Here is a 23,096-nt window from a genome sequence, read left to right as displayed (position 1 = left end):
GATTATCACTTCTAAATGGAAGATATGTTCGTTTATCGATAAAGACTTACTACATTTGTGGCGTAAGATCTTGGCTTACGATGTTGATTGATGAATAAATCTTTAACAATGGTTGACTGATAGACGATTCTCACATGATTTCCAAGACATTTAATATTATGTTGGTTGAAGTAGTCAATAATTCGTGATTCAAGGGTCATATTTGAAATTTGAGAGAAGATATTTTTCATCGTATCTAAATCAATTTGTTGATCATAAAGAAAAAGATAGATGACTGTTTCTTTATTTTCGCATAAAATTTTGTGTTGTCGAAACATGTTTTCACCTCAGTTTGTTAAGGTTATATTTCTATTTTTCCACGAGCCAGTCTAAGTATTCAATAAAACAAATTTTTTAGCATATATTTTATTGAAGCAGTTTCAAGAGGAATAACTTTAGGGTATAATTTAAGGGGATTTTATTCTGTGTAAAGAAATAGGTGATAATAATGAGAATGGTAGATTTAATTTCTAAGAAGAGACATAATATTGAGTTAACAACCGCTGAAATTGAATGGATTATTAATGGATATACAAACAAAGAGATTCCGGATTATCAGATGTCAGCTTTATTAATGGCTATTGTTTTTAATGATATGACGAAAGCAGAACGTTTAGCATTAACTCAAGCAATGGTTAATAGTGGAGATGTTGTTGATTTATCAGCTATTGAAGGAGTTAAAGTTGATAAACATTCAACAGGAGGTGTTGGAGATAAAACGTCTTTAATCTTAGGTCCTCTTGTTGCATCAATGGGCGTACCTGTTGCGAAAATGAGTGGTCGTGGTTTAGGTCATACTGGTGGGACACTTGATAAACTTGAATCAATCTCAGGAATGAAAATTGAAATTGAGATGGATCAGTTTATTCAGCAAGTCAATGATATTAAGTTAGCGATTATTGGTCAAACAGGAAATTTAGCCCCAGCTGATAAATATTTATATGCTCTTCGTGATGTAACTGGAACTGTTGAGTCAATTCCTTTAATTGCTTCTTCAATTATGAGTAAGAAAATTGCAGCGGGTGCAGATGCGATTGTCTTAGATGTTAAGTTTGGAGCAGGGGCCTTCATGAAAACATTAGATGATGCAAAAGAATTAGCCACTGCAATGGTTGAAATTGGACGTGATGCAGGTCGTGAAACAGTTGCCTTTTTAACAGATATGAATCAACCATTAGGATTTGCCATTGGAAATGCCCTTGAAGTTAAAGAGGCGATTGAGACCTTAAGTGGAAATGGTCCTAAAGACTTAGAAGAGCTTGTTTTACAATTAGCCAGTCACATGGTTGTGTTAGCCAAAAAAGCTGCTAATACTGAGCAAGCTTATGCGCAACTAAAAGAAAAATTACAAAATGGTGAAGCTTTACAAAAGTTTAAAGAGTTTGTTGCGGCACAAGGTGGAGATACTTCTCAAATTGAAAATCCTGAATTATTACCAACGGCGTCTTCTGTTATCCCAGTCACTGCAACAGAAGCTGGATATGTTGAGAAGATTGACGCATTGTCAATTGGAATTGCTGCTATGAAATTAGGAGCAGGTCGTGCGACAAAAGAAGATACCATTGATATGGGTGTTGGTGTAGTATTAAATAAAAAAGTTGGGGAAGCCATCAATCAAGGTGATGTCTTAGCTTATGTTCATACAAATCAAGCAGATTCCCAAGAAGCTATTGAATACATTAAAAAAGCTTATGAGATTTCTTCATCTTCAGTTTGTTCACCTACTTTAATTTATGATATTATTGCCTAGGTTAATCTAATTTTAGTTTGACAAAATAGGTGTGTTTATTTTTGTTTTTTTCATCTCGTTTTAAAGGAGTCGAAAGCTTATCGACTCCTTTTTCTATTTAATTCAGTTATTCAACGGACTTAAACAAATTGAGTGAGTGTTCCTCGTTTTTCTATTTTATCCGCTAATCTCTTCATAAGTTACAAAATAAAAATTAGCGGCCTTCCTAGAGACACTGCATATTTTAATTCCTCTTTTCATACATGTGTAGTAACGCTGCAGGTAGAAAAAGAGGTGCAAAAATGAAAATAAGAAAAGTGTTAATTAGTCTAGTTACATGTTTTATCGTTAGTTGTTTTATTCATGTGACCATCGTTCAAGCTGATGACTTAGTGACGGATGGAAAAGCAGCCATTCTAATCGAAGCGGAAACCGGAGAAATTTTGTACGAAAAAAATTCACATGAACAACTTGCTCCAGCTAGTATGACGAAAATGATGTCAATGTACTTAATTCTTGAAGCAATTAATAATGGATCAATGCAATGGGATGAAGTGATTCGCGTAAGTGAACATGCAGCGAGTTTAGGTGGATCACAAATCTATTTAAAACCAGGTGAAGAAATGCAAGTGCGGGATTTGTTTAAAAGTATTGCTATTGCTTCAGCTAATGATGCAGTGACTGCGCTAGCGGAACGTGTAGCGGGTACGGAAGAAGCCTTTGTAGAAAAAATGAATGCAAAGGCCAAAGAGTTAGGAATGAATGATACAGTCTTTAAAAATCCAACAGGATTAACAGAAGAAGGCCATTTGACAACTCCTTATGATATGTCGATTATTGGTCGTCATTTAGTACAAGATTATCCTGAAATTATAGAATTCTCTGGACTTTATGAAGATTATATTCGTCAAGATACAGAATCACCATTTTGGCTTGTTAATACGAATAAGCTTCTAAAATATGTAGATGGTGTAGATGGCCTAAAAACAGGATACACGCAAGAAGCAGGTTACTGTTTGACGGCGACAGCGAACCGTGGAGAGATGCGCGTTATTGCTGTTGTAATGGGGGCAAGTAAATCCGATATTCGTAATCAAGAGGTGACTCGCCTAATTGAGTATGCTTATGGACAATATGAACTTGTACAAAAACTTGAAGGCCAAAAAGTTGTTTCAAATGGTTATAATATGCTGGCTAAAAATCGTAGTTTTGAAATTGTTACATCTGAACCAGTAACAGTGCTTAAAAAGAAAACAGATGCTGAACAAGAATCAAAATATGATTTAAGTTTAAATGAAGAAATTAAATTACCGATTCAACCGGGTGACCAAGTTGGAATATTAACTTACTACTACAACGGAAAAGCATATAAGGAAATTCCACTAACCGTTAAAGAACCAGTAGAGAAAAATAGTTTTATTGGACTTTTAGGATATATAGTGTCACAAATCTTATTCGGGGAAAATGCATAACATGTTTTATGCATTTTCCTCTTTTTTTTTAATTTTAAGACAAATAGAGTCGTGATTTTAATCTTTCTTTATTTACGTATAAAAAAATAAAAACACTATAATTGTCGAAAATGACATATAAACTCAAACTTTCATTTAAAATGAAATCAATCTGACACGGGAAGGGGATTATTATGAGTATAACTGTCTCACTTTATGTTGAAAATCAAGTGTTATATGTGAATTTAAATGGAGAGTTAGATCATCATACATCTGATCAATTACGTAGCCGACTTAATACTGTGATGAGTGAATCACAGATTAAACATATCGTTTTTAACCTTAAACATTTGGACTTTATGGATAGTTCAGGAATTGGGATTATTTTAGGACGATATAATCAATTAAAAGCTGTCAATGGATCGGTCATGGTTATTGGTATGAAACCATTAGTCGCGAAAGTGTTTGAATTATCAGGACTTTCACAAATTATTAAAGTAATTAATGATGACTCGCATCTCGAGTCTGTAATTAGGGGGATTGCATAATATGAATAATGAAATGCATTTACAATTTCCTGCAAAAAGTATTAATGAAAGTTTTGCAAGACTTGTCATTATTGGCTTTATTGCACCGCTTGATCCAAATGCACAAGAATTAAATGAAATTAAAACGATTGTCTCAGAAGGCGTTACGAATGCCATTATTCATGGCTATGAAGATAATGAAAATGGAATCATCGATATGAAAGCAAGTCTTGAGGGACGACGCTTGCGTGTGACAATCCAAGATTTTGGAAAAGGGATTGAAAATATCGAATTAGCTAAACAGCCTCTTTATACAACGAAACAAGAAGAGGAACGTAGTGGACTTGGATTTATGATCATGGAGTCATTTAGTGATCAATTTGAAGTTAAATCAGTTCTAGGAATAGGAACAACCATTTCATTTGAAAAAGAATTTTTACCAGTAGATTCATCAACGAAGTAACATGACAAACATGATACTTAAATGACAAGGCATGAGGGATGGTTAGATGAATAAAAAAGAAATTCAAGAGCTGATTAAAAAGGCTCAAAGTGGTGATGAAGAAGCAAAGTTAATATTAGTTAAGAATCATATGGATTTAGTTTGGTCGGTTGTTCATAAATTTGGTCATTTAGAAGTTGAGAAAGATGATTTATTTCAAATTGGATGTATGGGCTTATTAAAGGCAATTATTCAGTTCGATGCTTCTTATGATACGACATTATCTACTTATGCGATTCCTCTAATTATTGGAGAAATTAAAGCCTTTATTCGTGAACAGAGTCCGATTAAGATTAGCCGTAGCATTAAAAGTAATATTCATAAAATTCAAGAAGTCAAAGATCAATTAAATAAGTCATTAGAACGAGAGCCTACGATTAAAGAACTCGCAGAAGCAACAGAATTAACAGAAGAGCAAATCATTTTGGCATTAAATGCTCCAATGAATGTGGCTTCTTTAGATAATTATGAAAAAGAAGATATGCCACTGATTGAGCGAATTCCAAATCATCAAGAAGGGATGCAACTTGAGCAAAAGATTGTGTTAAAACAATTAGTCTCAAGTTTAGATCCAATCGAGAAAATGCTAATTTATTTACGCTTTGATTTAGGATATACGCAATCTGAAGTGGCAAAACGCTTAGAAATTAATCAAGTAGCTGTTTCTCGTTTGGAGAAGAAGATTCTAAAGGAATTAAAAGAAAAAATGACGACCTAAAAAGAGCGTGTCTCAAAATGACTGAAGTTTTATAGTCATAGAGCGATACGCTCTTTTTTTGTTTTTATTCGTATATACCTGTCATCAATGTTAATTTTAAGTTTATCTATTATTGTCACGCATGACCAAAAGAAGGTGTCTATGTTTCAAAAAATGAGTTTGTTTGATTATTTTTTGATTGTTATCGAATGATAACAATCTTTTTTTATTATTTTATTAATTATTTATATGAAATGTTAATTTATAAGGAAATTTGAGTGACTAGCTAATAATTTCTAGAAAAAAAGTTATATTAAAGTGTAGAGTTCATTTTTGAGGAGTGGTGACAAGACGTGAAAACGAAAAAATATGAAGAAGTCATAAAAAATCATGAAGTAAAACCCAATTATGTGAAAAATGCTGCTGTTTCATTTTTCTTTGGTGGCCTAATCTGCTTGGGTGGTCAATTGCTGATCGAAATGTATATTCATTGGTTTGGGTTTGTTCGAGAGACTGCTAGTACACTTGCGTTAGTCACTGTTATTTTAATTACAACTATCTTAACCGGTTTAGGTGTTTATGATGAGTTTGGCCAAATTGCAAAAGCAGGAGCTTTCGTGCCAATCAGTGGATTTGCGAACTCATTAACTTCAGCGGCGTTAGAAAGTAGAAGTGAAGGAGTGGTCCTTGGAATTGCAACGAACCTCTTTAAGCTAGCAGGGGCTGTTATTGTGTTTGCTGTTGTTTCTGCTTATGTGTTTGGAATTATTCGCTATTGTTTAGTAGAGTTTAATATTTTCCCTCAACTTAAAGAGTTTGAGGAGATGATGAGGGTAGTGGGGCTTCTAATTATCCGATGATGATTAATCAATGAATTTCATAAGAAAAGGATGGTAGCGATGAAAGTTGGAAGTCAATCATGGAAATTTAATAATAACGTCTATTTACTAGAGACGGCAACGGCAGTTGGTCCATTAGAGTCACAGGGACCATTAAAAGATGATTTTGATATTTTATACGATGAACCTTACTGTGGTCAAAAATCATGGGAACAAGCGGAATCACAATTAATGAGAAGTGCTATTCAAAAAGTCATTAATAAAGCAAAAATTAAAGAAAGTGATATATCTGTTTCATTTGCTGGAGATCTTGTGAATCAAATTGTTCCAACACACTATGTCTTTAGAGAAACGAATATTCCGTTTTTTGGGATTTATGGAGCGTGTTCAACATCAATGGAGTCTTTATTATTAAGTTCCATTTTTGTTGATAGTGATAATGCTAAAATTGCATTAGCAGCAACAAGTAGCCATAATTCATCAGCAGAGCGTCAGTATCGTAATCCAACAGAATACGGTGGCCCTAAACCGGATACAGCTCAGTATACCGTAACTGGTTCAGGTGTTGCGTTAGTAAGTCATAAAAAAACTAAAATTCGTATTGAATCTGGAACCGTTGGAATTATCGTTGATGCTGCACAAAATGACGCAAATGATATGGGATCAGCGATGGCACCAGCCGCGGCTCAAACCATCAAACAACATTTTCAAGATTTAGGACTTCAACCTTCTTATTATGACCTCATTTTAACAGGTGATTTAGCAACGTGTGGAAGCCCAATTCTAATTGATATATTAAAAGGTGAAGGATACGACATTAGTCAACAACATAATGATTGCGGAAAGTTAATTTTCTCTGAAGACCAACCCGTATTTGCTGGTGGTAGCGGTTGTGGCTGCTGTGCGGTTGTAACTTATGGGCATATTAAAAAATTATTAGAAGAGAAAAAACTAAAACGTGTATTAGTTGTTGCAACTGGTGCTTTATTAAATCCAATAATTTTACAGCAAAAAGAAACAATTCCATGTATTGCACATGCTGTTGCTTTATGTGCTGCAGATTAAGTAAAAGATTAAAGATAATTTTAATAAGAAAGAAGCGATTATAGAGATGATATTTATAAAAGCCTTTATTGTCGGTGGTATTATTTGTGCAATCGGACAATTGATATTAGATTATTTTAAGTTAACGCCGGCACATATTACTTGTGGATTTGTTGTTGTAGGAGCTGCACTTGATGTATTTGGATTATATGATAAATTAATTAAATTTGCTGGAGCTGGAGCTCAGCTTCCAATCATGAGTTTTGGACATTCAGTCATTCACGGTGCCATGGAAAAATCAGAACAGTTAGGTTTTATTGGAATCGGGATGGGAATGTTCGATTTAACAGCCGCCGGAATTACAGCCGCCATTTTATTTGCATTTATAGTTGCCTTGATTTTCAAACCAAAAGGATGAGAGATAAAGGACAGATTTATCAAGGGAAAGGTGGGATAATATGGCCTACGATCCATATGTACCAGTCGAGAAAAATATCGATGAGACTCAAAAGATATTAGAAGACAAGTTAGGCTTCGGAAAAAGTTTTGATGTTGGTCAGCGTGAGATTGTCGTAATGGAACGTCGCATTCAGCTGTATTATATAACAGGGTTAGTTGATTCAGAACTAGTTGTAGATTTAATGACGCAGTTATTGTTATTAAATAGTTTACCACATCCAAACGATGACGTTTTTCAAACGATTCATAATCGACTTGTTCACCAGCAAGTCACGGTTACAGATAAAGTCAATGATATTTGTACCTCTGTTTTAAGTGGATTAGTTGCGATTATAGTTGATAAAGAAACTCAAGCTTTTGTTGTCGATGTTCGTAGCTACCCAGGACGTGGTCCTTCAGAACCAGATACAGAAAAAACAGTTCGTGGATCAAGAGATGGTTATACAGAAAATATTATTGTCAATACGGCTCTGACGCGTCGCCGTATTCGAACAGGAAAACTTCGAAATATTATTTTGAAGGTTGGCGACCAATCGAAAACAGATGTTGTTTTAATGTATATTGAAGATATTGCAGATCAAAGCATGGTTGATGAGGTAAAACATCGTATTGAGCAAGTTAAAGTTGATGGATTAACGATGACTGATAAAGAATTAGAAGAATTTATTACTGGTCAAGTCTATAATCCTTATCCTCTTGTACGATATACGGAGCGTCCAGATGTTGTAGCTGCTCATTTATATCAAGGAATGATTGCCATTATTGTTGATACGTCACCAAGTGTTATGATTGGACCCGTGACTTTGTTCGATCACTTAACAAGTGTGGAGGAGTATCGTCAAACTCCTGCTGTGGGAACCTTCTTACGCCTTATTCGTTATGCTGGGATTATTGTATCAGTCTTCCTAATGCCAACATGGCTATTATTCGTGCTTCATCCAGAATATTTACCTGATTTTCTGAATTTTATAGGACCACAAGAAGAAGGCAATATCCCAATTGTTCTTCAAGTTATATCAGGTGAAATTGGAATGGAGTTTTTACGTCTAGCCTCTATACATACGCCAACGGCTATTTCCTCAGCTCTTGGGATCGTATCTGCGATTTTAATTGGTCAAGTGGCTGTTGATGTAGGATTATTTGGACCAGAAATTTTATTCTATGTAGCTATTGGAGCTTTAGGTGCTTTTGTTACACCAAGTTATGAGCTAGGACTAGCTAATAAAATGTTTAAATTATTTATTATTGTCGGAACAGCACTTTTAGGATTATGGGGGTACATTGGAACGATTGTTGTTGGATTAATTTTCTTAGCAACAATGAAAAGTTTCGGTAAGCCATATTTATACCCACTGATTCCATTTAACTTTAAAGCTTTATTAAAAAGTGTCATTCGTTATCCAATTCCTTATCGATATAATACGCATAAAAGGCAAGAACAACAAAAATCACAACCTGAATAAAAGAGGAAAGTTCCTAATCACTCATGATTGTATGATAGTGAAGGAACTTTTTTTCAATTCTTTAGCTTATTGAGATAAATAGAGAAGTTAGGGATATCATGAACTAAACATCAATAAAAGGAAGTATGTTTTTTTCTTAGACTTATTGTACAAATGTTAAAAATTCGCTACAATTAAGAAATGTTATTAAGTAGGAAGTAGGTGGGTTATGAGTTATGAAGTACGAATTGATGCGTTTGAAGGGCCACTTGATTTACTTTTACACTTATTAAAAGAAGCCAAAGTAAATATTTATGATATTAAAATTGCCGAGATTACGCAGCAGTACTTAGATTATATTCATGCCATGGAAGATTTGAAGCTTGAGATTGCGTCAGAATATTTAGTAATGGCCGCAACTTTAATTGAGATAAAGAGTAAGAGCTTATTACCGAAACAGGTCGTTGAAATAGAAGATGAATATGAAGAGGATTCAAGAGAAGCTTTGATTCAACGATTAGTTGAATATCAACAGTATAAAGAAGTGACGAAAGAGTTACGAGAGTTAGAAGAAGAACGTGGACAGTTCTTTACGAAACCACCGATTGATTTTTCTGATTATATTGATCAAGAAGCTAAGCTTCCACAAAACCTTCAAGTAGAACAATTAATTTCAGCTTTTGAGAAATTACTACGTCGTCATAAATTAGCCAAACCATTGAAGACAAGAATTGTACCACAAAATATTTCCGTAGAAGAACGAATGCGATCATTAGGTCAACAGTTAAAATATAAGAAACGCGTTGCATTTATAAGTTTGTTTGATCGTTTTGATAAAGAATATATCGTTGTAACCTTTTTAGCACTACTTGAACTGGTAAAAGGAAATCAAATCAGTATTTCTCAACAAAATTATTATGAGGATATTTATATTTCTAGTTTAGAAGGTGATGAAATTGTTTAAACAAGAACGTTTAGGTATTTTAGAAGGGTTATTATTTGCTGTTGGTGATGAAGGGATTAGTACACAGCAATTAGAATACGTTTTAGAAGTAAATGAAGTTGAAATTAAATCATTATTGATTGAATTAAGAGAACGATATGCAAGTATTAGTAGTGGAATTGATATTATTGAAGTTGCAGGTGTCTATAAAATGACAACTAAAAAAGATCATGCAATTTATTTAAAACGTTTAATTCAAAACCCAAATCAACGTGGATTATCGAATGCGGCACTTGAGGTTCTAGCGATTATTGCCTATCGTCAACCAATTACCCGTCATGAAATTGAAAATATTCGTGGGGCAAGTAGTGATAATGTTCTAAGAAAGCTTTTAACGTTCTCTCTTATTGAAGAAGCGGGACGTTTGGAAGGACCAGGACGTCCTATTTTATTTAGAACGACGGACGATTTCTTAGATTACTTTGGTATTAAGACATTAGAGGAATTGCCAGAGTTACCATTTGTTACACCAGACTTTAATTTAGATGAAGAATCAGACTTATTTAGTTTCTCTGAGGAAGAGTAAATACTCATTATCATTTTGTACATACTAAAAAGGTATCCTATTTTAAGTACAGGAGGTTTTAGTATGCCAAAAGATCCGAAAAGTAAAAAAGTATCTAAAGCTAAAGCTGCTAAAAATACAGTAGATGTAGAAATTGCAGCTGAAGTGGTTGATGATTCAAAACCAAAACTTAAAAAAGGTAAAAAACCGAAAAAAACATATAATTAAGCATTGAGAGCTAAAGCTACCTTATCAATAGATGGGGTAGCTTTTTTTGTTAAAAGTCGTATACAAATCGTGTAGATGTTTAAAAATCTGTCATAACAGGTGTTTTTATTCACTGATATTTTATGGACATGCATCATACAGTTGTAATAGTTACAGGACTGAGGTGAGCAGAAAATGAAAAAAATTAAAATACTATTGACTATTGCGATATTCGTTGTCTTATTAGCGAACGATTCGAACGGGGTATCGGCAATGGAGATTAGTTCGCAATGTGGGATTCTGATGGAACAATCGACAGGGCGTGTGTTATATGAAAAGTGTCCAGATGATCAAATGTATATTGCAAGTATTACGAAAATCTTAACAACCATTGTTGCGATTGAAAATGCAAATCTGGATGAATGGGTAGAAATATCTGATAATGTCACACGCCAAGTGGGTTCAGCTTTGTATTTAACGTTAGGCGATCAAGTGAAACTAATTGATTTACTATATGGTCTCATGCTTCGATCTGGGAATGATGCCGCAATGGCAATTGCGGAATTTGTTGGGGGCGATGAAGCAAGTTTTGTTAAGATGATGAACGACAAGGCAAAAGAAATCGGAATGACAAATAGTGTATTCCAAAACCCTTCCGGGTTAGATGAGACCACTTATAATTTATCGACGGCTAGAGATATGGCACTCATCATGCAATATGCGATGAATAATCCAATTTTTAGAGAAATTACAGGAACAGAAACACATAAGGCAACTACTAAAAATGGGATGACTTATGTTTGGCATAATAAACATAAATTGGTAACTGGTTATTATGAGTATGCCATTGGGGGAAAAACAGGGTTTACCAAACAAGCTAGACGAACGCTTGTGACATCTGCACGTAAAGATGATATGGAATTAGTTGTAGTAACATTAAAAGCAGGCGATGATTGGAACGATCATATGAATTTATTTAATTATGGATTTGATAATTATCAGGTACAGACCATTATTGAACCAGGGGAAATTCAAGTCTCGAATCAAACATTAAGTGATAAGTTATATGTTGAAAAAATGGTCAATGTGATTGTTAAAAAAGATGGAAGTGAAAAAGTGACAACTAATTTATCATTATATAAAAAAGCAAAGGACAATGAAGTTGGGGTACTGCAAGTTTTAATTAATGGAGAAATTCAACAAGAGATTCCTGTTTATAAGGCTATTACACCAAAAGTTGAAAGCCAATCTTGGTTTGATAAATTAATGAATTGGTTTACAGGGGCGGTGAGCTTCTAATGATACATAAAATATGGATGGGACTTTTTACAGTCGGTATTATCTATAGTTTTTTTTATGGAACAACAAGTGAAGTCAATAACGCGATTTTATCTGGAGCACAAGAAGCTATTAATTTAGTCATTTACCTAGCAGGGATTATGGTGTTTTGGACGGGCGTGTTACAAGTGGCTAATCATTCGAAGATGCTTGATGTCCTTTGCAAGGTATTGGCTCCAGTGACACGCTTTTTATATCCAAAACTTCGAGCGGATCATCCAGCTTTAAAATATTTAACGACAAATATGGTAAGTAATTTATTAGGATTAGGAAGTGCCGCCACGCCAACAGGTCTTAAAGCAATGAAAGAATTACAAGCGACCAATCCCGATCCAAGCAAACCTAGTTTTGAAATGTATACACTTCTTGTCATGAATACAGCAGGATTTACAATTATTCCAACTACTATCATTGGGGTGAGGCATATGTATCATTCAACTAATCCGAGTGAAGTGTTTTTACCTATTCTATTTGCTTCAGGAATCACGACGATTGGTGGGCTAATCATTCATAACATTTATAGTCGAATGAAACGAATTCCTTCGTCTGGTGATAAAACGATTGCTAAGCGCTATGAAAGAAGGTGATGCGGTGGGAGCGATTAGTGTCTATGTTTTACCTGTATTTTTACTTTCTGTTTTCATGATGGCGTTTGTTAATAAAACAAATGCGTTTGATCACTTCGTTGAAGGGGCTAAAGAGGGGATGAGAACGACAGTATCTCTCGTTCCGAATATTGTTGGAATGATTGTAGCGATTAAAGTGTTTCTTGCCTCAGGGATTGTTGATGCCATTGCACAGTTTCTAAATCCTGTCTTAACAGCGATTCATGTGGATGCTCATGTGTTACCTCTTATGATTCTTAGGCCACTTTCAGGATCAGCTGCTTTAAGTGTAACAACGGATTTAATCTCTATTTATGGTCCAGATTCAACAGTTGGTCGTTTAGCTTCAATCATGCAAGGAAGTACAGATACAACGATTTATATTATTACGGTTTATTTCGCTGCAGTGGGACTAAGTGAAATGAAACATGCCCTTAAACTAGGGTTAACAGCTGATTTAATCGGATTTTTTGCTGCTATTTTAGCAGTCTCACTTTTCTTTTAAGAGTTAAATCACATATGAAATAACACCTCGATTGGATTAAACATTGATTTTTACTTATAATAAAGGTAAAATGATGGTTAAATACAAATTCTTGTCGAATTTAGTATCATCTCTGATTGGAGGATTTTTTACATGGAACGATTACAGAAAGTTATTGCCCATGCTGGAGTTGCATCACGTCGTAAGGCAGAGCAACTAATCTTAGAAGGAAAAGTAACTGTTAATGATAAAGTAGTTCGCGAATTAGGTGTTAAAGTAACTGGAAAGGAAAAAATCGAAGTAGAAGGCATCCCGCTACAACGTGAGAAAAAAGTTTACTATGTTTTACATAAACCACGTGGATTTGTAAGTACGGTATCAGATGAGAAGAATCGTCGTACGGTTGTAGACTTCTTCCAAGATAAAGTATCAGAACGTGTTTATCCGGTTGGTCGTTTAGATTACGATACAGCAGGTGTTTTATTAATGACTAATGATGGTGATTTTGCAAATAAAATGATGCATCCAAGTGGAGAAATCGATAAAGTTTATTTAGCACGTGTTAAAGGAATCGTGACACAAGAAAGTTTAAAGCCATTAGCTCGTGGAGTTAAAATTGATGGATATCAAACGAAACCAGCAACAGCTCAATTAGTGTCAGTGGATAAGAAAAATCAATCCTCATTAGTTCGATTAGTGATTCATGAAGGCCGCTACCATCAAGTTAAAAAGATGTTTGATGCAATTGGATTCCCTGTTAAGAAGCTACGTCGTGAGCAATTTGGAAACATTGATGTAGCTGGACTTGCGGCGGGAGAATTCCGTCCATTAACGCCACATGAAGTTAAAACATTAATTTCGATGGCAAATGATAAAAAAGAAAAACCGAAATTACGCTTTACAAAAATGCGTCAATTCTAAAAAAAGAGCGATTAGTGATCACTAATCGCTCTTTTTTTGAATAAAACATAAAAAAATCCTACATAATAATGTGTGATTTGGTAATATTAGTTAAAAGGTGAGTCTTGAACTTTGATTGCTTCAGTTGGGCATCCTTCTGCAGCATCAATAACATCAGCTTCTAAGCTAGCTTCAATTGCAACAGTACCAGTGTTGTTATCTCCTGAAAATACGTTTTCTGCGTATCCTTCATCATCATATCCGAATACATCTGGAGCTACAGCACCACATGCACCACAAGCGATGCACTCATCTTTTGAAACAATTGTGAATTTAGCCATTGTTTTGTCCCCCTTCACAGGAATGATAGTTTGATATCGTATAATTCAGTTGAATTACATGACTTATTATAAACTAAAAAGACAAAAAAATTCAAATTTAATACTCTAAATAAAATAAAATTATGATATAATTACCTAGTCTTATTTGTTTTTTTTACAAAATAGTAAATAAATCGATATTAAATGTCGGTGCATGATATAAAAATTGTTTAGGAAAAAGGAGTGTGAGTGAGGTGGAACAAAAGGCGGATTATGCTGAATTACGAAGATTGTACTTTAGTCATCCTGAAAAAGATAAAACGCCATCTCATTCGATTGAATCTAACTTTGAATCAGAATTAGATGAACCACTTGAAACGCCTTCTTCTCGTCTACATGAGGTGATGACATCAACTCTAGATGCGAATGAGATGTTTTCATCGATTGGTCAAGATGAGGTAAATGAATTTACGACGCAATTAAGTCAACGTTCAAATGACATTATTCATGCGTTACACGATAAATATGGAGCCCGTACCTATTCAAAAATTACCCAAATGATTAAAAGTGAAGATTTCAGTGAATGGGAGCAATTAGAACAAGAATTACTTTCTGTTCAAGTTGAGTCATTAGTTGAGGAGTCAAGCGATGCTAAATTAGAACCGTCTGGTTTATCACTGTTTGAAGATTCATTTGAAGAATTAGCACTTGATGCGGACGCAGATTTGGATTATTTAGATGCCCTTGTTCAACATGATTACGGCCGTTTACGAAAGTTACAATCTGATAGTGAATGTATTAGCTCTATTTTTAGTGAAATTATTGAAAATGAGCAAAAATCAAGTTCTAATTATCAAGATGATGTTTTTAATAAAAATATTGAATTAATCTTTAATTCAGATGTTGATTTAGATGATTGTGAGTGGGAAGAATTTGAGCGACCGATGATTCAACCGTTAACAACAGATTTAAATGAAACCATTGATCAATTGAAACAAAATACTCAATCATTAGAGACGGAGAAAGTAATAGCAGTTGAACATAAGCAAGCAAGTTTAGAAGTTTTTTATTCTGAACAAAAGAAAGAACAATTAGCAGTGGACGAAGCAACAATGATGGATGAAGTCGTTACTCAACCTATTAAACACAATAAAGTTAATGCATTAAATATGTATATTTTAATGACAGGAATAGTTGTTTTAGCGATTATAATCTATTTAGTGTTACAATCTAAATAAGTAATTTGATTAAACTAAACAGAATCGAATTTAATTCGATTTTTGTTTAGTTTATTTTTTGTAAATATTATGAATAATTGGGGTGAGAACCCTATTTTGTTGTTGTTTATAAATGAAATAATGTGATAAAATAATTACAGTCGAGGTGATAATATGGTTCGTTCTAAAGTAATTGCAATTGATGGACCAGCAGCAGCAGGAAAAAGCACAATTGCTCAAAAAGTAGCTCAAATGTTAGGGTATGTATACATTGATACAGGTGCGATGTATCGTGCAGTAACGCTAAAAGCATTAAATCAAAATATTGATGTTGAAGATGAAGAAACAATTGCAAAAATGCTTCAAGATACAAGTATTCGTTTAACGAATGATAAAAAAGTATTCTTAGATGGAGAAGATGTGACGGATGCAATTCGACAACCGATTGTATCACAAAATGTTTCAGCCGTTTCAGCTCATAAATTTGTTCGTGATGAATTAAAACGTCGTCAAATTGAGTATGCTAAAACAGATAATGTGGTCATGGATGGACGCGATATTGGGACAAACGTATTACCAGATGCAGATTATAAAATCTTTATGACTGCTTCTGTGGAAGTTCGTGCACAACGTCGTTATGATGAAAATTTAAGACGTAACATTCCATGCGATTTAGAAACTTTAAAACAAGAAATTCAAACGCGTGATGAATTAGATTCAACACGTAAACATTCACCATTAATTAAGGCTGAAGATGCGATAGTCGTAGATACTTCAGATTTAACAATTGATGAAGTGATCGATGCAATTATAAATATTGTAAAAGGTGGGGAAAAGTAATGAAACAATTCGATGGTTTCAACCATGAAGAAATGACAATGGGTGACGTATTAGCAATGGAAAACTTTGATTTACCATCAGTAAATGATGTGATCGAAGGTGAAGTTGTTCGTGTAACAAATCAAGAAGTAACTGTTGATATCCATGGGGCAACCGAAGGAACAATTTATTTAAGTGAATTAACATTAGATAAAGTTGATTCAGCTAAAGAAGTTATTAAAGTTGGAGATAAAATCAAAGCGATGATTAAAAAAGTAGACGATGAGCAAATCTTATTATCTCGTCGTGCTTTACTTGAGTATCAACGTTTCCAAGACTTAAAAGTAGCGTTTGAAAAAGGGGAAACATTAGAAGCAAAAGTTGAACGCGCTGTAAAAGGTGGATTAATTGTAAACATCGGAATGGAAGCTTTTTTACCAGCGAATATGATTGACGTTACATATGTTTCTGATTTAGAACAATATGTAGGACAAACCGTTTCAGTACGTATTGTTGAGTTCAATGCTCGTAATAAAAAAATTAAAGTATCTCGCAAAATCGTTGTGGCTGAGCAATTAAAAGCACAACGAGAAGACCAATTCTCAACACTAACAGTTGGAGAAGTGGTTGAAGGGACAGTTGTCCGTATTGAAAAATACGGGGCATTCGTTCGCTTTGGGGCTTTAGAAGGATTAGTACATATTTCTGAGATTTCTCACTTACCAGTAGAAAAAGTTGAAGATGTGTTAGCTGTAAATCAAGCAGTGACAGCTAAGGTGATTAAAATTGAAGGAACAAAACTTCAATTATCAATCAAAGCTATTTTACCAACTCCATTTGAACAATTCGTTTCAGCCCATCAGGTAGGGGATATTGTTGAAGGTGAAGTTGTTCGTTTAATGGATTTTGGAGCATTTGTTGAGGTAGCACCAGGCGTAGAAGGATTAGTTCACCTTTCTGAATTATCTTGGGATCATAAAGTGAAGCTTGAAGATATTGTATCTGAAGGAAAACGTGTATCTGTACGTGTTCTTTCAATTGATAGCCAAAATCAGCGTTTAGCTTTATCAATCAAAAAAGTTGAACAAGATCCATGGGTAGCCTTCGGACATAACGTTGGAGATGTAATTAAAGGTCAAGTGACGAATATCACGGACTTAGGGGCATTTATTAAAGTTGCTCCATATATTGAAGGTTTATGTCATTATACAGAAACTTCATGGAATCCTAATGTGAAATTAGCGTCATTAGTTGCTGTTGGGGATGAAGTTGAAGTGAAAATTATTTCATTAGATGCTAAAAAACATCGCTTAGGATTATCTTTACGTCAAGTAAAATCAAATCCTTGGACAGAAGTAACATTTAAATCTGGAGATGTGATCACTGGGAAAGTAGAATCAGCGAATGATCGTGGTGCTTTCGTGGCAGTTGCTGAAGATGTCGTTGGCTTCTTACCAATGAATCAAATCACTGAAAAACGTATCTCTCGTGTAGAAGATGCGTTATCAATTGGACAAGATGTTGACGTAAAAGTAGTTCGTTTTGAACCAAATAATTTTAAACTAGAATTAAGTATTCGTCGTATTAAAGAAGATGCAGAGCGCGAAGAATTCAATAAATATATGCAACAACAAGAAACAGTAGAAAATGAAACATTAGGGGATTTATTTGGGGACGCTTTAAAAAACTTACTATAATAAATTCCAAGTTTCAGTTATAAAAAGGGGGAATTTCCCCCTTTTTATATTCATGATTGAAAATTTGACTAATGCCGTCAAAAACTACTATAATATTAACGACTTATTTTTGTGTAAAGATGAAAGAAGGTGGCAACATGGTATTACCTGTAGTAGCAATCGTAGGACGTCCAAACGTTGGAAAGTCTACAATTTTTAATCGTATCGTAGGATCACGTGTGTCAATCGTAGAAGATGAGCCAGGGATTACTCGTGACCGTATTTACAGTAGTGGAGAATGGTTAACACGTAAATTCAATGTTATTGATACGGGTGGTATTGAAATTGGTGATGAACCATTTATGAAACAAATTAAGCATCAAGCGGAAATCGCAATGGATGAAGCCGATGTTATCGTATTTGTTACAAATGCTCGTGATGGAATCACGCAAGCGGATCAAGAAGTGGCAAATATGTTATATAAGACAAATAAACCAGTGGTTTTAGTTGTTAATAAAGTCGATGACGTAAACTTCAAGGAGCAAATCTATGAATTCTATTCATTAGGTTTAGGTGATCCAATTGCAACATCAGCCGTTCATGGGATTGGATTTGGGGACATGTTAGATCAAATTGTGTTAAACATGCCTGAGAAAAAAGGAATGGAATATGATGAAGATGTCACAAAATTCTGTTTAATCGGACGTCCAAACGTTGGGAAATCTTCGTTAACAAATGCGCTTCTTGGTGAAGAACGTGTTATTGTTAGTGATATTGCTGGAACAACACGTGATGCAATCGATACAGAGTTCACTAAAGATGGACAAAAATATGTAGTTATCGATACTGCTGGTATGCGTAAGCGTGGTAAAGTATATGAAACAACTGAAAAATATAGTGTTCTTCGTGCCTTAAGTGCTATTGATCGAAGTGATGTTTGTTTAATTGTAATTGATGCCTCTAAAGGGTTAATCGAGCAAGACAAGCGTGTGGCAGGATATGCACATGAAGCTGGAAAAGCAGTTGTGATTGTAGTAAATAAATGGGATGCAATTGAGAAAACTGATAAAACGATGAAAGAATGGGAAGATTTAATTCGTACTGACATGGCGTTCTTAGACTATGCCCCAATTGTCTTCTTATCTGCTTTAACAAAACGTCGTTTACATACTTTATTTGAACCATTAAATTTAGCGGCTGAAAACCATAAGAAACGTGTCGTAACACATGTCTTAAATGATGTCATTATGGATGCAGTGGCAATGAATCCAACGCCAACTCATAATGGACAACGTTTACGTGTTTACTATGCGACACAAGTTTCAACACAACCACCAACATTTGTTATTTTCGTAAATGATCCTGAATTATTACACTTCTCATATAAACGTTATTTAGAGAACTGCTTACGTCAGGCATTTGGATTCGAAGGTACACCAATTCATATCATTGCAAGAAATCGTGATTAATGATAGGTTAATGAGGAGGATTTATAATGGCTAAGAATGTAACAGTAGTGGGTGCTGGGAGTTGGGGAACAGCATTAGCACAAGTTTTATGTGATAATCAAAATAATGTAAAATTATATGACTTAAATCAAGAAATTGTGGATGATATTAATCAAAATCATCGTAATTCACGTTTCTTTGCAGATGTTCAGTTACCAGTTGGACTAGTTGCAACAACAAATTTAACAGAAGCATTAAAAGATGCACAAATAATTTTACTTTCTGTTCCAACGAAAGTGATTCGTGATGTCTTAAAAACGATTAATGAGCAGTTAGATCACGCTGTCATGATTATTAATGCAAGTAAAGGGATTGAACCTGGAACGCATAAGCGTGTATCTGAAATTGTAGCTGAAGAAATTGATCAAACTTACTTAGAGGCGTTTGTTGCCTTATCGGGACCTTCTCATGCTGAAGAAGTGATTGAGCGTGCGCTGACAACCGTTACTTGTGCGGCAACAGTAGCAGATAAAGCAAATGAAATTCAAAAAATGTTTAATAATGAATATTTCCGCGTTTATCGTGTCGATGATTTAATCGGTGTTGAAATTGGTGGGTCAATTAAAAATGTGATTGCACTTGCTGCTGGAATCATTGCGGGACTTGGATATGGAGATAATCCGAAAGCCGCTTTAATCACACGTGGCTTAGTTGAGATTAAACGTCTTGGAGCAGCTGTTGGAGCAAAAGAAGAAACATTCAGTGGTTTAAGTGGTTTAGGCGACTTAATCGTAACATGTACGTCTGTTCATAGCCGAAACTGGCAGGCTGGATATAAAATCGGAAGTGGTTCAAATCTTCAAGAGGCGATCGATAGTATGACGATGGTCGTTGAAGGAGTACGAACTTGTCAAGCGACATATGAAATGGCACAAGCTTTACAGATTGAAATGCCAATTGTTGAAACGGTTTATGAGGTTATTTTCAATAAATTAGATCCACGTGTTGCAATTGCTCAATTAATGACTCGTGAGATGAAACCTGAGTTTTATTAATGATAAAAAACTTTTAGGATTGGACAAAAAATATAAATTATTTGCCTAATAGGTACAAATTACCTCCTGGTGTCATATGTTATATTGAACATGAGACATGAGGAGGTTTTAATTATGTTTGATAATCTTTTTGGACGATTTGGGAAAGATGTAAATGTGAATCAAGCGGATCTTTTTAATATTGCCGACCAAGCTTCTACAATGGATTTGAAAAATGAAGAGCAAGTTCGTGCTTTGATTCAAAGTGTTGGGGCAATGGTAGGACGTAAAGTAGATAAATCAGTTGAAGATCAATTAACAAAAATGATTATTAATGGGGAAGTTCCAACTGATATGAATGAATTATTAAAAATGATGATGTAACCATCATCAATGGTTTTAATTAAGATGGTATTGATTGAGAAAAGAACTTAGCTACGCTAAGTCCTTTTTTTGTTTGAATAAAGTAAAAGATAATCAAGAATATAAAATTCATTAAAAGTTATCATATCTGACACACAGTGATGCATATAATTCGAAGAAAACGCAGGCCTGCAGCCTAATTCACAATCAAATTAGGTTAGAGTGAATCATAAAAATTCATTCAATCGCAGTACAGTAGAAAAGTTTTTAAAAGTTTTATTTAAATTCTCTCATAAAGTAGAGGATAAGCATCATACATTGATATTGACAAATATAAGTGAAAATGGAGGTTTACGATATGGAAACTAATGAACTGATGAGAGACGTCTTTGCCCGCACTAATGGAGAATTCTATTTAGGTGTAGTAGGAGCAGTTCGTACGGGAAAATCTACGTTCATCAAAAAATTCATGGAAACACTTGTTATTCCATTAGTTGAAGATGAAAACGTAAAAAAACGTATGATTGATGAATTACCTCAAAGTGCGAATGGAAAAACAATTATGACAACGGAACCAAAATTCGTTCCAGCACAAGCCGTAAATGTAACGGTTGAAGGAGAAGTATCAGCAAATATTCGCTTAATTGACTGTGTGGGATACGTGATTCCGAGTGCGGTTGGTTATGAAACAGAAGAAGGACCACGCATGGTTAATACACCATGGTATGAAGAACCAATTCCATTTGTTGAAGCCGCAGCAATTGGAACACAAAAAGTGATTGAAGATCACTCACATATTGGAATTGTAATGACAACTGATGGATCGATTGGAAACTTTGATCGTGAGGATTACTTAGAAGCTGAGCAATTAGTTATCGAGCAATTAAAAGCGATTAATAAACCATTTATCGTCATCTTGAATACGACGCATCCAAAAACAGAAGATGTGGCGGAGTTACGTGGACAATTACAAGATGAATATGGGGTTCCAGTTATTCCATTAAGTGTTGAAAATATGACGAAAAAAGATATCTATAGTGTGTTAACTGAAGCATTATATGAATTCCCAGTTTCAGAATTAGATATCAAATTGCCAAGTTGGGTGGATGCTTTAAGTGATGACAACTGGTTAAAAGCTCGTTTCTTAAAATTAATTAATCAAAGTACAAATGAGTTTTATAAGCTTCGTGATATCAACTACTTAGCTGAAGAGTTAAAAGCAGAAGATATCGTTGAAGATTGCTATATTAGTGCCCTTGATGCTGGGGTGGGGTTAGCTGAATTAGAAATTAAAGTTCCTAATCAGTTATACGATCAAATCTTAACTGAATTAGTTGGACCAATTAAAGATAAAGCAGATTTAATGTATTTATTACAAGATTATGCAAATATTAAAAAAGAATACGAACCAATCGCGGGTGCTTTACAAATGGTAAAACAACTTGGATATGGGATTGCCACACCAGCTATTGAAGATATGACTTTAAGTGAGCCAACAGTCGTTAAACAAGGGGCTCGCTATGGCGTACGCTTAAAAGCGATTGCACCATCTATTCATATGATTCGTGTTGATGTTGAATCTGTTTTTGAACCAATTATTGGAACTGAACAACAAAGTAAAGATTTAATCGACTACATCTTAAAAGATGCGGATGAAAATCCATTATCAATTTGGTCAACTGAAGTCTTTGGACGTTGCTTAAGTGACATCGTTCGTGATGGAATTTCTGCTAAACTATATGCAATGCCAGAAAATGCTCGCATGAAACTTCAAGAAACATTAATTAAAATTGTCAACCAAGGTAATGGCGGATTAATTGCGATCATGCTATAATGTATGCGAAAATTCTCTCATCAGCCTGTTGATGAGAGAATTTTTATTATTATTTTGAAAAATTTTGCTTAGTTGTTTAAAGCTTACGGAATTATTACATAATAGGATAAAATAGTGTTATATCAACAAAATATGCAAATAAATGTTTGCAACCCTATAGGGGGTGTGGTAAACTTTTACTTGCAATGAAACATCTTAGGAGGTATTTAAAACTTATGAACCGTTCTCAATTAGTAGATAAAATCGCTGAAAAAGCTGAGTTAACAAAAAAAGATGCAGATAAATTTTTAAGTGCTTATATCGAAACAGTAACTGAAGCGTTACAACAAGATGACAAAGTAGCTTTAGTAGGATTCGGTACATTCGAAGTTCGCGAACGTGCTGCACGTCAAGGACGTAACTTACATACTGGAGAAACTATTGAAATCGAAGCTAGCAAATACCCAGCTTTCAAAGCTGGAAAAGCTTTAAAAGACGCTTTAAAATAATTGATAGATGATTGACAAGACAACTTCTGATGAGTTGTCTTTTTTTTCATTTTTTTAGCACCTTTAGAACATGGTATAATAACAATAGATTTCATCGTTTAGCATACATGAAAATCAACCATATTA

Annotated in this window: 26 protein-coding genes; 24 read left to right on the top strand and 2 right to left on the bottom strand. The window is 34.4% G+C overall.

Going from position 1 to position 23,096, the window contains the following annotated elements:
* Positions 1 to 32: 32 nt before the first annotated feature.
* Positions 33 to 317 (bottom strand): hypothetical protein, encoded by a 285-nt coding sequence (locus NEH74_RS08010; RefSeq protein WP_055242018.1) that lies wholly within the window; start codon positions 315 to 317, stop codon positions 33 to 35.
* Positions 318 to 487: 170 nt separating this feature from the next.
* Between NEH74_RS08010 and NEH74_RS08005 the strand changes: the two genes are divergently transcribed.
* The 16 genes from NEH74_RS08005 (at position 488) to NEH74_RS07930 (ending at position 13,792) form a co-directional block, all read left to right on the top strand.
* Entirely contained in the window at positions 488 to 1,789 is a 1,302-nt protein-coding gene (locus tag NEH74_RS08005) for a pyrimidine-nucleoside phosphorylase (protein ID WP_055242020.1), read from the top strand.
* A 281-nt stretch (positions 1,790 to 2,070) separates the two neighbouring features.
* Positions 2,071 to 3,240, top strand: a complete 1,170-nt coding sequence (locus NEH74_RS08000; RefSeq protein WP_055274772.1) for a D-alanyl-D-alanine carboxypeptidase family protein — start codon at positions 2,071 to 2,073, stop codon at positions 3,238 to 3,240.
* A 173-nt stretch (positions 3,241 to 3,413) separates the two neighbouring features.
* Positions 3,414 to 3,767: an anti-sigma F factor antagonist gene (gene spoIIAA / locus NEH74_RS07995; RefSeq protein ID WP_055242024.1), complete on the top strand. Its 354-nt coding sequence runs from the start codon at positions 3,414 to 3,416 to the stop codon at positions 3,765 to 3,767.
* A 1-nt stretch (position 3,768) separates the two neighbouring features.
* A complete protein-coding gene (gene spoIIAB / locus NEH74_RS07990) occupies positions 3,769 to 4,209 on the top strand; it encodes an anti-sigma F factor (protein ID WP_055242025.1) in 441 nt (146 codons plus the stop codon).
* Positions 4,210 to 4,255: 46 nt separating this feature from the next.
* Positions 4,256 to 4,966, top strand: coding sequence for a sigma-70 family RNA polymerase sigma factor (locus NEH74_RS07985; RefSeq protein WP_055242027.1), 711 nt, complete (start codon positions 4,256 to 4,258; stop codon positions 4,964 to 4,966).
* Between the two features lie 332 nt (positions 4,967 to 5,298).
* Positions 5,299 to 5,805: a stage V sporulation protein AC gene (gene spoVAC / locus NEH74_RS07980; RefSeq protein WP_055305512.1), complete on the top strand. Its 507-nt coding sequence runs from the start codon at positions 5,299 to 5,301 to the stop codon at positions 5,803 to 5,805.
* A gap of 39 nt (positions 5,806 to 5,844) precedes the next feature.
* Positions 5,845 to 6,849: a stage V sporulation protein AD gene (gene spoVAD, locus NEH74_RS07975; RefSeq protein WP_055305513.1), complete on the top strand. Its 1,005-nt coding sequence runs from the start codon at positions 5,845 to 5,847 to the stop codon at positions 6,847 to 6,849.
* A gap of 46 nt (positions 6,850 to 6,895) precedes the next feature.
* Positions 6,896 to 7,246 carry a stage V sporulation protein AE gene (gene spoVAE / locus NEH74_RS07970; protein WP_055274776.1) on the top strand — a complete coding sequence of 117 codons (351 nt, stop codon included), beginning with the start codon at positions 6,896 to 6,898 and terminating at the stop codon, positions 7,244 to 7,246.
* Between the two features lie 40 nt (positions 7,247 to 7,286).
* Positions 7,287 to 8,750: a spore germination protein gene (locus tag NEH74_RS07965; RefSeq protein ID WP_055305514.1), complete on the top strand. Its 1,464-nt coding sequence runs from the start codon at positions 7,287 to 7,289 to the stop codon at positions 8,748 to 8,750.
* Positions 8,751 to 8,958: 208 nt separating this feature from the next.
* A complete protein-coding gene (locus NEH74_RS07960; protein ID WP_055242037.1) occupies positions 8,959 to 9,693 on the top strand; it encodes a segregation/condensation protein A in 735 nt (244 codons plus the stop codon).
* The gene (gene scpB / locus NEH74_RS07955; protein WP_082411166.1) at positions 9,686 to 10,258 is read left to right on the top strand and encodes an SMC-Scp complex subunit ScpB; all 573 of its coding nucleotides are present in this window, start codon (positions 9,686 to 9,688) and stop codon (positions 10,256 to 10,258) included. The genes NEH74_RS07960 and scpB overlap by 8 nt, the downstream gene beginning before the upstream one ends.
* A 63-nt stretch (positions 10,259 to 10,321) precedes the next feature.
* The gene (locus tag NEH74_RS07950) at positions 10,322 to 10,465 is read left to right on the top strand and encodes a hypothetical protein (RefSeq protein WP_156344111.1); all 144 of its coding nucleotides are present in this window, start codon (positions 10,322 to 10,324) and stop codon (positions 10,463 to 10,465) included.
* 174 nt (positions 10,466 to 10,639) lie between these two features.
* A complete protein-coding gene (locus tag NEH74_RS07945; RefSeq protein WP_055305515.1) occupies positions 10,640 to 11,743 on the top strand; it encodes a D-alanyl-D-alanine carboxypeptidase family protein in 1,104 nt (367 codons plus the stop codon).
* Positions 11,743 to 12,369 (top strand): nucleoside recognition domain-containing protein, encoded by a 627-nt coding sequence (locus NEH74_RS07940; protein WP_055274782.1) that lies wholly within the window; start codon positions 11,743 to 11,745, stop codon positions 12,367 to 12,369. The genes NEH74_RS07945 and NEH74_RS07940 overlap by 1 nt, the downstream gene beginning before the upstream one ends.
* A gap of 4 nt (positions 12,370 to 12,373) precedes the next feature.
* Complete coding sequence (locus NEH74_RS07935) at positions 12,374 to 12,892, top strand: spore maturation protein (RefSeq protein ID WP_082411177.1); 519 nt, start codon at positions 12,374 to 12,376, stop codon at positions 12,890 to 12,892.
* A 132-nt stretch (positions 12,893 to 13,024) separates the two neighbouring features.
* The gene (locus tag NEH74_RS07930) at positions 13,025 to 13,792 is read left to right on the top strand and encodes a pseudouridine synthase (protein WP_055305516.1); all 768 of its coding nucleotides are present in this window, start codon (positions 13,025 to 13,027) and stop codon (positions 13,790 to 13,792) included.
* Between the two features lie 86 nt (positions 13,793 to 13,878).
* Here NEH74_RS07930 and NEH74_RS07925 read toward each other — a convergent pair whose 3' ends face one another.
* Positions 13,879 to 14,112, bottom strand: a complete 234-nt coding sequence (locus tag NEH74_RS07925) for a ferredoxin (RefSeq protein ID WP_055242048.1) — start codon at positions 14,110 to 14,112, stop codon at positions 13,879 to 13,881.
* Positions 14,113 to 14,345: 233 nt separating this feature from the next.
* Between NEH74_RS07925 and NEH74_RS07920 the strand changes: the two genes are divergently transcribed.
* The 8 genes from NEH74_RS07920 (at position 14,346) to NEH74_RS07885 (ending at position 22,970) form a co-directional block, all read left to right on the top strand.
* On the top strand, positions 14,346 to 15,329 hold the full coding sequence (locus NEH74_RS07920; RefSeq protein ID WP_055305517.1) for a hypothetical protein: 984 nt from the start codon (positions 14,346 to 14,348) through the stop codon (positions 15,327 to 15,329).
* Between the two features lie 153 nt (positions 15,330 to 15,482).
* A complete protein-coding gene (gene cmk / locus NEH74_RS07915) occupies positions 15,483 to 16,148 on the top strand; it encodes a (d)CMP kinase (RefSeq protein ID WP_055242051.1) in 666 nt (221 codons plus the stop codon).
* Entirely contained in the window at positions 16,148 to 17,824 is a 1,677-nt protein-coding gene (locus NEH74_RS07910; protein WP_055305518.1) for a S1 RNA-binding domain-containing protein, read from the top strand. The genes cmk and NEH74_RS07910 overlap by 1 nt, the downstream gene beginning before the upstream one ends.
* A 137-nt stretch (positions 17,825 to 17,961) precedes the next feature.
* A complete protein-coding gene (gene der / locus NEH74_RS07905; protein ID WP_055274792.1) occupies positions 17,962 to 19,272 on the top strand; it encodes a ribosome biogenesis GTPase Der in 1,311 nt (436 codons plus the stop codon).
* 26 nt (positions 19,273 to 19,298) lie between these two features.
* Positions 19,299 to 20,306 carry an NAD(P)H-dependent glycerol-3-phosphate dehydrogenase gene (locus NEH74_RS07900; RefSeq protein WP_055305519.1) on the top strand — a complete coding sequence of 336 codons (1,008 nt, stop codon included), beginning with the start codon at positions 19,299 to 19,301 and terminating at the stop codon, positions 20,304 to 20,306.
* A gap of 114 nt (positions 20,307 to 20,420) precedes the next feature.
* Complete coding sequence (locus NEH74_RS07895) at positions 20,421 to 20,669, top strand: stage VI sporulation protein F (protein ID WP_055242059.1); 249 nt, start codon at positions 20,421 to 20,423, stop codon at positions 20,667 to 20,669.
* Positions 20,670 to 21,006: 337 nt separating this feature from the next.
* Positions 21,007 to 22,482 carry a stage IV sporulation protein A gene (gene spoIVA, locus NEH74_RS07890; protein ID WP_055305520.1) on the top strand — a complete coding sequence of 492 codons (1,476 nt, stop codon included), beginning with the start codon at positions 21,007 to 21,009 and terminating at the stop codon, positions 22,480 to 22,482.
* A gap of 215 nt (positions 22,483 to 22,697) precedes the next feature.
* Positions 22,698 to 22,970, top strand: a complete 273-nt coding sequence (locus NEH74_RS07885) for an HU family DNA-binding protein (protein WP_055242063.1) — start codon at positions 22,698 to 22,700, stop codon at positions 22,968 to 22,970.
* Positions 22,971 to 23,096 lie beyond the last annotated feature (126 nt).

Origin of the sequence: Turicibacter sp. GALT-G1 (assembly GCF_025594995.1) — a bacterium.
In the GTDB taxonomy this organism is placed as follows: Bacteria; Bacillota_I; Bacilli_A; order MOL361; family Turicibacteraceae; genus Turicibacter; species Turicibacter bilis.
The sequence above is the reverse complement of the archived record's forward strand: the minus strand, read 5'-3'. Positions and strand labels throughout refer to the sequence as shown.

Coding starts and splice junctions, on each gene's coding strand:
- NEH74_RS08010 (WP_055242018.1), bottom strand. CDS start 317: ATGTTTCGACAACACAAAATTTTATGCGAAAATAAAGAAACAGTCATC.
- NEH74_RS07885 (WP_055242063.1), top strand. CDS start 22,698: ATGAACCGTTCTCAATTAGTAGATAAAATCGCTGAAAAAGCTGAGTTA.
- NEH74_RS07930 (WP_055305516.1), top strand. CDS start 13,025: ATGGAACGATTACAGAAAGTTATTGCCCATGCTGGAGTTGCATCACGT.
- NEH74_RS07965 (WP_055305514.1), top strand. CDS start 7,287: ATGGCCTACGATCCATATGTACCAGTCGAGAAAAATATCGATGAGACT.
- NEH74_RS07900 (WP_055305519.1), top strand. CDS start 19,299: ATGGCTAAGAATGTAACAGTAGTGGGTGCTGGGAGTTGGGGAACAGCA.
- spoIIAA (WP_055242024.1), top strand. CDS start 3,414: ATGAGTATAACTGTCTCACTTTATGTTGAAAATCAAGTGTTATATGTG.
- NEH74_RS07910 (WP_055305518.1), top strand. CDS start 16,148: ATGAAACAATTCGATGGTTTCAACCATGAAGAAATGACAATGGGTGAC.
- NEH74_RS07895 (WP_055242059.1), top strand. CDS start 20,421: ATGTTTGATAATCTTTTTGGACGATTTGGGAAAGATGTAAATGTGAAT.
- NEH74_RS07950 (WP_156344111.1), top strand. CDS start 10,322: ATGCCAAAAGATCCGAAAAGTAAAAAAGTATCTAAAGCTAAAGCTGCT.
- NEH74_RS07940 (WP_055274782.1), top strand. CDS start 11,743: ATGATACATAAAATATGGATGGGACTTTTTACAGTCGGTATTATCTAT.
- NEH74_RS07985 (WP_055242027.1), top strand. CDS start 4,256: ATGAATAAAAAAGAAATTCAAGAGCTGATTAAAAAGGCTCAAAGTGGT.
- spoVAE (WP_055274776.1), top strand. CDS start 6,896: ATGATATTTATAAAAGCCTTTATTGTCGGTGGTATTATTTGTGCAATC.
- spoVAD (WP_055305513.1), top strand. CDS start 5,845: ATGAAAGTTGGAAGTCAATCATGGAAATTTAATAATAACGTCTATTTA.
- spoIVA (WP_055305520.1), top strand. CDS start 21,007: ATGGAAACTAATGAACTGATGAGAGACGTCTTTGCCCGCACTAATGGA.
- NEH74_RS08005 (WP_055242020.1), top strand. CDS start 488: ATGAGAATGGTAGATTTAATTTCTAAGAAGAGACATAATATTGAGTTA.
- NEH74_RS07925 (WP_055242048.1), bottom strand. CDS start 14,112: ATGGCTAAATTCACAATTGTTTCAAAAGATGAGTGCATCGCTTGTGGT.
- NEH74_RS07945 (WP_055305515.1), top strand. CDS start 10,640: ATGAAAAAAATTAAAATACTATTGACTATTGCGATATTCGTTGTCTTA.
- der (WP_055274792.1), top strand. CDS start 17,962: ATGGTATTACCTGTAGTAGCAATCGTAGGACGTCCAAACGTTGGAAAG.
- cmk (WP_055242051.1), top strand. CDS start 15,483: ATGGTTCGTTCTAAAGTAATTGCAATTGATGGACCAGCAGCAGCAGGA.
- NEH74_RS07960 (WP_055242037.1), top strand. CDS start 8,959: ATGAGTTATGAAGTACGAATTGATGCGTTTGAAGGGCCACTTGATTTA.
- NEH74_RS08000 (WP_055274772.1), top strand. CDS start 2,071: ATGAAAATAAGAAAAGTGTTAATTAGTCTAGTTACATGTTTTATCGTT.
- spoIIAB (WP_055242025.1), top strand. CDS start 3,769: ATGAATAATGAAATGCATTTACAATTTCCTGCAAAAAGTATTAATGAA.